Origin of the sequence: Chitinophaga sp., assembly GCF_036569185.1 — a bacterium.
Lineage (GTDB): Bacteria > Bacteroidota > Bacteroidia > Chitinophagales > Chitinophagaceae > Chitinophaga.
On record NZ_DATCRD010000131.1, the window covers coordinates 20,036 to 31,509 of the forward strand.

An 11,474-nucleotide genomic window follows, 5' to 3' on the forward strand; every position below is an offset into this window, starting at 1 on the left:
AATTTTTGCCATCAGTAAAGCCTAAACGAAATTTATACCAATTAGTTCAATAGTTTACACCCGGAAATGGGGGCTGGCTTTGTAAGTGTATTGTCAAAACATATTTGTTTAAAAAACGAATCCCTAAATTTGTGACTTCTATAACAGCCCGGCGTTAAAAAAACAGATAAAGTGAAAGAAATACAGGAAATATTGTCTTTAGCCATTCCGCAGCCCGCGATGAGCGACCAGTTAAGGCTGGCGGAGCAGGATAGTGTGTCAGTGCCTGACTGTCTCGATTTTACATTACAACGTTTTACATATGATAAACCATTACCGGTTGAAGACGTGGCGATGGTTATTTATCAGCCTGCCAAAAGGGGGCAATCCGCTGCTATAGAGCTGCGTTATTGTGTGGCCGGTAATAAATATTGTAAAAACCCTTCCTGTACGGATCAGCTTTGTTCGGAAGGGAAAAAGGAAGCCTGCAATGACAGGGTACCATCGGTAGACCTGATCACCGTGCGGTTCCAGCCTGCCTTTATACAATCCCTGCAAAAAGGTACCACCACCTTCTCCTTATTTGAAAACCAGTCCCGCAAGCCGTTTGTGAAAACCATCCAGCCATGTACGAAGTCTAAATCCGTACTGGAAACAATGGTACACCACGACTATGAGGGCATTCTGAAGAATATATTCCTGCAAAGCCGCGCATTGGACCTGTTATTATACAGCTCCGACCAGTTTATGCAGAATGATACCGATGAACGCTATGGTTGCCGCTTCCTTACCCACCTGGAAGACCGCGAAAAAATAGAAAATGCCCGTGGCATCCTGCTGGAACAGCTGGATTCTCCGATCACCATCAGGGACCTGGCCCGCCGTGTAGCCATGAACGAATGTTACCTGAAGAAAGGCTTCAAAGCCATGTATGGTACCACTATTTATGACTATTTCCAGAAAGAGAGAATGGAAAAGGCTAAAGGCCTGCTATATGAAAAAGGTATGTCTGTGTCAGAAGTTGCCATGCTGATGGGATATTCCTGTATCTCCCATTTCTCTACAGCCTTTAAGAAGCATACAGGGCTGAAGCCTTGTGAACTGCTGTTGCGTTAAAACGGAACGGATACTCCCACTTTTACTTTCCTGATCTTTCCCTGTAACAGGAATATCCCTGTGTCAGGAATAACATAGCTATATTTATGTGATTTTTAAATTATTTGTTTTAATCTCCCAAAAGATGAGAAAGTAATAATACATGCTGAAAGATATTTATATATACGAAAACAGGGATCTTGTTTATTTAAGGTTATATGAAAAGAAAGCCCGGCATTTAAACCTGAATGTTACAGTAATAGGCCCTGATCATCTGAAAAACAGCAGGAAAAGATAGGGAGAACGGCTATATCAGACATGACCCTGCTTTACATGTGGGTAAAAGAGAAAGGAGTTCCCTACCTTAATTCCAATGCAATTGGCAATCCATTGGGGATTGACCATAATATATCATCTATATACAGTGAAAATGGTATTTATCAGTCTTTTGCCAACAGAAAGGCCATCACATTAAAAGGAGAAAAGATGTATTTCAAGGCAGTTAACGGAGCAACACAATCCATGTCTGTAATACATTTCCAGGGAGAATATAAGCGGGTGTTGAAATATTTCTATCAGGGAAGATTTATTCGGTTTCATTGGTTCTCAATTTCGTGTTTGTTGAAAAGCTGGTTAAAATCCAGCAATTAAACCAAACCCTATTTTCCCTTTTTGATCATTTGTTTTCCCGATTTGAAAAACGGAAAATAAAATATAGGCGTTTCTTTGTAACACGATAGGCAGATATCTATTTGCGTTTCCTATAAGCTTCCTTATCAGATTTGACCATGGGAGAAACTTAGCTGGCAAAAGTAAGTAAAGCCATAATCATACTTGCATGAATATCAAACACCATTGAAGTGCAATATGCCAGAAAAGTTTCTACCAGATTTTATAAAGTCGTCCGCTTCCGCGGGCGACTTTTTTGTTTCGGGCAATTGCCATTGCTATGCTAAGGCATAACTTTTCCGGTTACATATGTATCAGACTTAAAAAGAAGATAATAATAAGCCTTAGATATCCCTTATCTTATAGGTAACTATTATATAAGGTTTACATAAGGTTTATATAAGGCTTATATATAGCTTATCCCTGAAAGTCTTACCCATGGCGGCTGTCCAGACCTGCTTTTTCCGGCACAAGTTCCCATAGCATCCTGTTATTGGTTAGCACTGGCTCTTTTCCCGGAAAGTGTTATCGGGGAGCGGGCAAAATATATTTATGCGTGAGGTAGGTTGGGGAATTTGCGGGTTCTACCGTTGGAAAAAACTTCACATATTGTGAAATGGGAGAGCTGATAAATAAAAGTGAGGAGTCATAACAAATGAAAAACCCCGCCCAAAAGAGCAGGGTCTGTCCTATTTATCCCTATACCTATGAAATACGTGTTTGTGTTATTCAGTGATGGTACCAGCTTCATTCAGCAACACTGCCTTGTCTGTACCATTATCCTGAATATTGATTTTGTAGTATGCAGCTACATCTGATCTCTCAATTTTCCAGCCATCTTTTATGGTTGCCGCCGGATATTTTGTTTTCAGTGTACCAGCCACTGATTCCGGGAGGTTTTGAGCATCATATGCGCTTCTTGTGGCAATCCATTTGCCATCTGCATCATACTCTGCAATGGTGTTTATGTTGTCTTTTTGGAAACTTGCTGTCCAATGTCCTGCACTTGTCTTTGTCCACTTAGCAGCTGCTGTTCCCGCAAAATTTTGATCAAAAGAACTTTTAACTGCCTCAGGTGCTTGCACTGCTTTGGCAACTATCTTTGTTTTCTTAACTGATTTTTTTTGCTGTGCAAAAGTTATGCCGGAAGTGAATAGAACCGCGCAAAAAATTAACGTCAACTTTTTCATACTCGATATGGTTTTTCCCGTTGGGTTAAAATTAACTACTAGGTTTTTCTAATCTTCCTGGCAAGTTAGCTAAAACAATGCCAAAAACGCAGTTTAGGTACTCTTTATTGCAAATTACAAAAAAATCAATAAAAAATATCTAAAAAGGATAGTTTTTGGTAAAGATGGCTATTTAGGAGCCAGCGTATTTCCTTAACTTTGCACAATTTTAATCAATTATTCTAATAAATAACATCAAAGGGCGGGGAATTGTTTTATGTCCAGCAAATATCAGGAATATAGCCAGTTGAATTTACCTCAGATAGAGAAAGATATACTCCAGCACTGGGAGCAGCACCAGACTTTTGAGAAAAGTGTGGAAGTACGCGACGGCGCCACACCTTTTGTGTTTTATGAAGGACCTCCAAGTGCCAACGGTTTGCCGGGTATTCACCATGTTATTTCACGTACTTTAAAAGACCTGGTATGTCGTTATAAAACTATGCGCGGTTACCAGGTAAAGCGCAAAGGCGGATGGGACACCCATGGATTGCCGGTAGAGCTGGGAGTAGAAAAAACATTGGGCATTACTAAAGAAGACATAGGAAAAAAGATCTCCATAGCCGAATATAACGATACCTGCCGCCGGGAGGTACTAAAATATAAAGATATGTGGGACGACCTGACCCTTAAGATGGGATATTGGGTTGACCTGAAAGATCCTTATATCACTTTTGAAAATAATTATATTGAAACACTCTGGTGGTGTTTGCAAACCCTTTATAAAAAAGGGTTCTTATATAAAAGCGTAAGCATCCAGCCTTATTCCCCCGCAGCCGGTACCGGTTTAAGTTCCCATGAGCTGAATCAGCCGGGCACCTATAAAGATGTAAAGGATACTACTGTGGTGGCTATGTTTAAGGCCAAAAAGGCAGATAACTCACAATTCCTTTTTGACGCTGCAGGATCAGACGAGGTTTTTTTCCTGGCCTGGACCACCACCCCATGGACTTTACCATCCAACCTGGGTCTGACCGTAGGCGCCAATATAGAATATGTACTGGTAAATACTTTTAATCCATACACCCACCTTCCGGTGAATGTGGTAATGGCTAAGGTTTTACTTGGTAAATACTTTAAGGCAGAAGGCGAAAACGGAGATTTTGCCGCTTACCAGGAAGGAGACAAAGTTATTCCCTGGAAAATACTGACCAGCTTTAAAGGCAGTCAGCTTGAAAATATCCGTTATGAACAATTGCTGCCATTTGCTCAGCCGGAAGAAGGCGATCCGTTCCGTGTACTATTGGGCGACTTTGTAACCACAGAAGATGGTACAGGTATCGTTCATACTGCCCCGGCCTTTGGTGCAGACGATAACCGCGTGGGAAAGAAATATGGCATCGGTATTTTAACACTGGTAGACAGATCCGGTAGGTTCACCGATAATGTAGGTGAATTCTCTGGCCGGTATGTAAAGAATTATAAAGATGATCCCGACTACAAAGATGTAGATGTGGATATTGCGGTGAAACTGAAAAAAGAGAACCGTGCGTTCAGAGTGGAAAAGTATGAGCATACCTATCCGCATTGCTGGCGTACCGATAAGCCGGTGTTATATTACCCGCTGGATGCCTGGTTTATTAAAACCACTGCGGTGAAAGACAGGATGGTGGAGCTGAATAAAACCATCAACTGGAAACCTGCCTCCACCGGTACCGGCCGTTTTGGCAACTGGCTGGAGAATATGGTGGACTGGAACCTTAGCCGCAGCCGTTATTGGGGTACCCCATTGCCAATCTGGCGCACTGAAGATGGCTCGGAAGAGATTTGCATCGGAGGTATTGAGGAGCTGAACGCGGAAATCCGCAAGGCCAACCAGGTTTTGGGAGGAGATGTGAATAAATCCTATCTCCATGAGGGCATTCTCGACCTCCATAAGCCCTATGTAGACGATATTATCCTGGTGAGCCCGTCTGGCAAGCCAATGCGCAGGGAACCAGACCTGGTGGATGTTTGGTTTGACAGTGGAGCTATGCCTTATGCACAATGGCATTATCCGTTTGAAAACAAGGAATTGATAGACAACGGACAGGCTTTCCCGGCCGATTTTATTGCGGAAGGGGTAGACCAGACCCGTGGCTGGTTTTATACATTGCATGCCCTGGCAGTAATGCTGTTCGACAACGTAGCATATAAAACAGTAGTATCCAATGGATTGGTACTGGATGCGAAAGGGCAGAAAATGAGTAAACGCCTCGGCAACGTGGTGAACCCGTTTGAAACCATTGAAAAATTCGGTGCTGATGCTACCCGTTGGTACCTGATCACCAATGCTTCGCCATGGGACAGCCTAAAGTTTGATGTAAAAGGTATAGGAGAAGCGCAGCGCAAGTTGTTTGGTACCCTGTATAATACATATAATTTCTTTGCTATGTATGCAAATCTTGATAAGTTTACTTTCAGGGAGGCATATATTCCACTGGACGAGCGCCCGGAAATTGACCGTTGGATCATCTCAGTTTTGAATACCCTTATAAAAGATGTGACCAGTAGCTTTGACGACTACGAGCCTACGCAGGCAGGAAGAGCTATAGAGCGTTTTGTGGATGAACAGCTGAGTAACTGGTACGTGCGTTTGTGCCGTCGCCGGTTCTGGAAGGGAGAATATGAACATGATAAGATCAGTGCATACCAGACATTATACGAATGTTTGGAAAAAATTGCACAATTGATGGCCCCGGTTTCCCCATTTTTCACTGATTGGTTATTTAACAACCTGAACAGCGTAAGTGGCCGCAGCAAGGCTGCTTCCATCCACCATACTGATTTTCCTGTGATGGATGAAGCTGCGGTTGATGCTGACCTGGAAGAAAGAATGCAGCTGGCCCAGGATATTTCCTCACTGGTACTATCCTTGCGTAAAAAGGTGAACATTAAAGTTCGCCAGCCTCTGCAGAAGATCCTGATCCCCGTAGCCAATGGCCGGATGAAAGAGCAGATAGAATTGGTAGCAGACCTGATAAAAAGTGAGGTTAATGTCAAAGGGATTGATTATCTTACGGAAACGGAAGGTTTTATCAAGAAGAAGATTAAGCCTAACTTCAAGTCCCTCGGTGGTAAAATGGGAGCAAAGATGAAATCTGTGGCAGCCGCTATCAGCGCGTTCACAGAGGCAGAAATTACCACTATAGAGCGCGACGGCCATTTCAACCTGGTGATAGAGGGAGAGCAGTTGCAAATCCAGCTCTCCGACGTTGAGATCATTTCAGAAGATATTCCAGGATGGACAGTAGCTAATAAAGGTGCCCTGACGGTAGCGCTCGATATTACTATTACCTCCCAGTTACAGGATGAAGGAAATGCCAGGGAACTGGTGAATCGCATACAGAAAATCCGCAAGGATAGTGATTTTGCATTGACTGACAGAATTGATGTGACGGTAGAAAGTGTGGATACGCTCAAGTCGGCCATTGTGAACTATAATGATTATATTTGCACGGAAATTTTGGCAGATAGTCTGGAATTAGTGGAGCGATTACAGGATGGTACAGAAATAGAGGTAAACGACCTTAAATTTAATGTATTAGTTAACAAAAAAAGCTAATCCCCCATGGCAACAAAAAAGAAGGTTGCTAGTAAAACGACCCAAAAGGCAGCTCCGGCTAAAAAGACTGTAGCAAAGGCATCAACAGCGAAAAAAGCTGCCAAACCTGTTGCTCCGGTGAAGAAAACGGCGCCCGCTCCCAAGAAAGCAGCTGCAAAAGCGGCCCCTGCAAAGGCGGCTCCTAAAGTGGCAGCAAAACCAGCAGCCGGAAAAGCCGTGGTAGCTAAAAGCACTGCCAAAAAAGCCGCTCCGGCGCCTAAAAAAGCAGTGAAAAAGGCCTCTGCCTTACCAAACAGTAAAACAACATCCGTCAAGAAAGTTGCTGTACCTGCGAAATCGACCGTTAAAAAAGAGCCTGCTGTAAAGCAGCAAGTGGTAACGAAAAGTGTTTCCGCTGAAAAAGAGAAACCATTTATTTCTAAGTCAGAAGAAAAAGAACTTAAAACGATGGCAGTAAAGAAAGCAGATACTAAGGTAGAAGTTGCTAAGGAAAAGGAATCCACAAAGAAAGCAGCGGAGAAGCCTGTTGTTAAGGCTGAAAAATCAGTAAAGGCGGAAAAATCCGAAAAACCCGAGAAAACTGAAAAACCTGAAAAGAAAGGCGGAAAAGCTACCCTGGTAACTTATCAGCCCGAATTTACAAAGTCAGTGCTGGATCAGCCGGCACAACCTTCCGGTCCTGTATACAGATACAGTGATTCGGACCTGCAGGAGTTTAGAGAATTGATCCAGAAGAAGCTGGAATCAGCTAAAAAGGAGCTCATCTATCTGCAAGGCCTGATCACCCGTAAAGACGAGGCAGGAACTGATGATACAGAAAACAAATACATGAGCATGGAAGATGGCAGTGGCTCCCAGGAAAGAGAGCAGCTGAACCAGATGGCCAGCCGCCAGATCCAGTTCATTGATCACCTGGAAAAAGCCATGATGCGTATCGAAAACAAAACCTATGGTATTTGCCGCGTAACCGGTAAATTGATAGATAAGGCGCGTCTCAGAGCTGTTCCTCACGCTACATTGAGCATTGAAGCCAAACTGGCTAAAAGTAAATAGTCCTGGTTTTACCGGAACAAGAAAGGCGCAGCGGTTATCCGCTGCGCCTTTCCCTTTTAATGAAATGATATATTTCAACAAGCAGCTACTGCTGTTCTTTTACTGCGTATCTGCCGTACTGCGAAATAAATTAATCCTGCCCCTGCAAGACCTATCAGGCTGCTTACGCCAATAGTGCGTGCCTGTTTTTTACTGATGGCGGGTAATTTAATTCCAAATCTTGCCGGACTCGCCTGGGCAATATCCAGTAACGGTGTTAACGACAGGCCAGTAATGATTTTATCGGCAACCTTTTCTACAACATTACCGGGATACTGTGGACAAAAAGCAACGCCGATCCCGGCTTCGCTTAATAACCTGCTGTCCCGTTTCCCATCTCCCACATAAATAATGTTCTGGGTATTGATATGATATTGCTGCGCTATGTAAGGGAACACATTACTACGTGCATACTCCTCTCCTTTCATAAAATAATCTGCTACGGTAAATTCACCGGTGGCCACACTGTTGATGAGATGCAGCTTATTGGCGAATACGAAATCCATTCCCAGCTGATTTTTGATATGACGCGCTACGGTACCAAATCCATCGGTGATCAGGCCCACCGCATAGCCTCTTTTCTTCAGCTCACGCACTATTTCACGGATGCCTGGTACCAGCGGAATTGCATCTGCTACTTCCAATAGTTCTGCAATATTGCGTCCTTCAAAAAGTGTTGCTTTCAGATGCAGCGCAGTTACAGGATTATGTCCGGCCGATTCGATTTCCTGCAGTCCTTCTTCCTGTCCAAAGGCCACTGCGGCCCATTGCATGTAATCCTGCGTAAATACTGCATGGTCAAGATTGAAGATGACCATTTTCTGCAGTTTATCAATTGATTCCAGGATAGAGTACTCCATTTGCTCCCGTATCAGGTTGATATTACCCAGTGTTTCCAGGTTTTCCTGCGGTATATTTTCTGCTTTGCGAAGAATGGTGCGTGATACTTCCCTCGACATTTTGCTCAGCTGTTCCCACGTTTGCATGGCATTTTCCACCTTGCCGATATTTGCTTCCGTGATACGTGCGCCAAGATGATGCATATCTATCAGCAGGCCAATGTCCACTCCATAATCATTTTCAAAATGCACCCGCGAAAGGAATGATTTACGGGCTGCGATCATACCGCTGAGCGGCTGCTGGAAGTGGGCAAGCTCAGGGTATAAGATACTAAGCAGTGGCTTGGCCACCAATTGGGTGACCCTGCCTGCCTGCCTTTCAAAGTAGGATTTGACGAAGTCTGCTTCATCTTTTTCAATAGGACCAGTTAAGAGGTCTATAATATTGTCAGGGTAAGTAAGGATGTCGCCGTCTACATAGGCAATAATATCATGTTTTGCGGCCATCATGCCTTCACGCATAGATATCCCTTTTCCGCGCTGGCTGCTGGTGATCACTCTCACATGTTCTTTCATGGCCTCTTCCACTGTATTGTCTGTAGAATTATCATCTACCACAATGATCTCAATTTTCCGGGATGTTTTTTTTACTGTTTTAATAACCTGGCGTATGGTAGCACCTTCGTTTAATACAGGAATTACGATAGATATCATAGGAGTTCGCTATGTTAAAAGGTTAAAAAATAGTGCTGTAAAGAGCTGGTGTTGGCATTATCAGGCCGCTTTAATAACAAAAACCGTACCCATTGCCGGTTTTTGAGAAGAAGGAAATGTTACGGAAAGCCACACAGGGATTGAAGAACGGCGTATATGCCACCTGCCGGGTAGCGCATACGCCGTTTACGTATAACCTTTAACGTTAGTAATTCCTATTTGAATTCCTGCATTTCCACCAGTTTGTGGTAGATCCCGTTTTGTTTCAGTAAAGCATCATGAGTGCCACGTTCTTTGATCTCTCCCTGGTCCATTACAATAATTTCACTGGCATGCTGAATAGTGCTCAGCCGGTGTGCTATTACAATAGTGGTGCGGTTTTGCATAAGCTTATCCAAGGCAGCCTGTACCAGTTTTTCAGACTCTGTATCCAATGCGGAAGTAGCTTCATCCAGAATGAGCACAGGAGGATTTTTGAAGATAGCCCTGGCAATGGTAAGGCGCTGACGCTGGCCCCCGCTGAGTTTCAGGCCCCGGTCGCCAATAACTGTATCGTAGCCATTGTCCAGCTGCTCAATGAATTCGTGCGCATTGGCAATTTTTGCAGCGGCTATAATGGCTTCCCTGTCGGCATTCGGCTGGCCAAAGGCAATATTATTAAATACGGTATCATTAAACAGGATCGCTTCCTGGGATACCACACCGATCAGGTTGCGGAGATCGTGTACTTTCAGGTCACGTATATCGGTGCCGTCTATACGAATAGCGCCTTCATTCACATCATAAAAGCGGGGCAGAAGATCGGCCATGGTAGATTTTCCAGCGCCGCTGCGGCCTACCAGCGCTACCATCTGTCCTTTGTTAATAGTAAGCTGAATATGTTTCAGTACATATTGCTGTTCGTATTTAAAGGAAACATTATCATATTCAACACCGGTGGTAAACTCACTCACAGGCCTTGCCCCGGGCTTTTCATGAATAGTTACCGGCGCATCCAGTATTTTAAAAATCCTTTCACTGGCTACCATTCCTTTCTGGATGGTGGTTATAGAAGTTGATACATTTTTTGCCGGCTGCATGATCTGTGAATAGAAAACGAGGTATGTCATGAAAGTAGCGCCGGTAAGCAGTTCGCTGCCAGATAATACAAGACTGCCTCCATAGATCACCAGGATCACAATTACAATTACCCCTAATATTTCAGAGATAGGAGAAGCAAGTTCACGCTGGTTGTACATCGACTTGCTCACTTTCACAAAGCGGTTGTTGACCTCACCGAATTTATTTTTCATAAAACGTTCGGCGGTAAATGATTGGATGATCCTGATACCACTTAATGTTTCTTCTGTTACAGAAAGAATTTTTCCCAGCAGTTCCTGGCTGAACTTTCCTTTTAGTTTTAATTTTTTGGAAACGTAAGATATCAGCAGACCGGAGATAGGAAAGAATACGATAGTGAACAGGGTAAGTTTTACGGAAAGATAGAACAGCGCCGCAAAATAACCAATGATGATGAAAGGGTCGCGCAGTAATGTCTGTATAGCGTTGATCACGCTGTTTTCGATTTCCTGTACATCGTTGGTCATGGAGGAAAGCAGATCGCCTTTTTGCTGCTCACTGTAAAATGACAGTGATTGCTGCGTGAACTTTTCATAGAGGCGTATACGTAACCTCGAAAGTACGGTCATTTTCAACCGCACCATTACCCTTGCGCTCATGTACCGGCCGAAGTTGGCGATCACAATACATACGCCAATCACGGCACAAACAAAGTAAAGGGCGCTTTGCTTGGAGCCGCTGGCCCTGATAAAGTTATAGAAATAGTAATTGAACAGGTCTATGAAATAGTTGATGGAAAAGGTGAAATGAGGCTCAGGCAGGGCCTGGGGCACTTCTCCCACCTGGTTGAAAATAACGGTCAGTAGTGGGATCAGCATAGCGAAATTGACCATGCCGAATATGATACCTATAAAAGTATATACAACATATTCGGGCAGGTAATGATGCAAAGGTGTGGCAAATCTTAGTAATCGCTTGAATGTCTTCATGCCTGGTAGTCTTGTTTAACTTGCTGGCAAAAATAGTATAATTAAGGTATGAGGGGGTGTAATTGCGGCCATTCTTTGCCGGAAATGGTTAATTTCGCAACTGACGGGCTGCCGGCAGCCTGTTACGGTTTGGCGGGGTGGGGTAATTGTGTTATTATCGTACGCGGACTGTTTTATTAACGACTAAAACTGAATGAGATGCAGGAAACTAAAAGGCAGAAACAAATAGGGCAGCTGGTACAGCAGGAGCTGAGCAGCATTTTCC

General features: G+C 43.7%; 6 protein-coding genes. 3 read left to right on the plus strand and 3 right to left on the minus strand.

The window, feature by feature from the left end:
- The first annotated feature begins 171 nt into the window (after positions 1–171).
- Positions 172–1,095, plus strand: a complete 924-nt coding sequence (locus VIM72_RS09295; protein ID WP_325642951.1) for an AraC family transcriptional regulator — start codon at positions 172–174, stop codon at positions 1,093–1,095.
- 1,373 nt (positions 1,096–2,468) lie between these two features.
- Here the strand turns inward: VIM72_RS09295 and VIM72_RS09300 are convergent.
- Positions 2,469–2,933: a PepSY-like domain-containing protein gene (locus VIM72_RS09300; protein ID WP_142684186.1), complete on the minus strand. Its 465-nt coding sequence runs from the start codon at positions 2,931–2,933 to the stop codon at positions 2,469–2,471.
- Between the two features lie 256 nt (positions 2,934–3,189).
- On the opposite strand from VIM72_RS09300, the gene ileS reads away from it, so the two are divergent.
- Both ileS and VIM72_RS09310 read left to right on the plus strand, forming a co-directional pair.
- The gene (ileS, locus tag VIM72_RS09305) at positions 3,190–6,516 is read left to right on the plus strand and encodes an isoleucine--tRNA ligase (protein WP_332002562.1); all 3,327 of its coding nucleotides are present in this window, start codon (positions 3,190–3,192) and stop codon (positions 6,514–6,516) included.
- Positions 6,517–6,522: 6 nt separating this feature from the next.
- Positions 6,523–7,569: a TraR/DksA C4-type zinc finger protein gene (locus VIM72_RS09310; protein WP_332002563.1), complete on the plus strand. Its 1,047-nt coding sequence runs from the start codon at positions 6,523–6,525 to the stop codon at positions 7,567–7,569.
- Positions 7,570–7,643: 74 nt separating this feature from the next.
- Here the strand turns inward: VIM72_RS09310 and VIM72_RS09315 are convergent, their stop codons facing one another.
- Together VIM72_RS09315 and VIM72_RS09320 are read right to left on the minus strand one after the other, a co-directional pair.
- Positions 7,644–9,161: a glycosyltransferase gene (locus VIM72_RS09315; RefSeq protein WP_332002564.1), complete on the minus strand. Its 1,518-nt coding sequence runs from the start codon at positions 9,159–9,161 to the stop codon at positions 7,644–7,646.
- Positions 9,162–9,376: 215 nt separating this feature from the next.
- Positions 9,377–11,209 carry an ABC transporter ATP-binding protein gene (locus VIM72_RS09320; protein ID WP_332002565.1) on the minus strand — a complete coding sequence of 611 codons (1,833 nt, stop codon included), beginning with the start codon at positions 11,207–11,209 and terminating at the stop codon, positions 9,377–9,379.
- Positions 11,210–11,474 lie beyond the last annotated feature (265 nt).

Coding starts and splice junctions, on each gene's coding strand:
- VIM72_RS09300 (WP_142684186.1), bottom strand. CDS start 2,933: ATGAAAAAGTTGACGTTAATTTTTTGCGCGGTTCTATTCACTTCCGGC.
- VIM72_RS09320 (WP_332002565.1), bottom strand. CDS start 11,209: ATGAAGACATTCAAGCGATTACTAAGATTTGCCACACCTTTGCATCAT.
- VIM72_RS09315 (WP_332002564.1), bottom strand. CDS start 9,161: ATGATATCTATCGTAATTCCTGTATTAAACGAAGGTGCTACCATACGC.
- VIM72_RS09310 (WP_332002563.1), top strand. CDS start 6,523: ATGGCAACAAAAAAGAAGGTTGCTAGTAAAACGACCCAAAAGGCAGCT.
- ileS (WP_332002562.1), top strand. CDS start 3,190: ATGTCCAGCAAATATCAGGAATATAGCCAGTTGAATTTACCTCAGATA.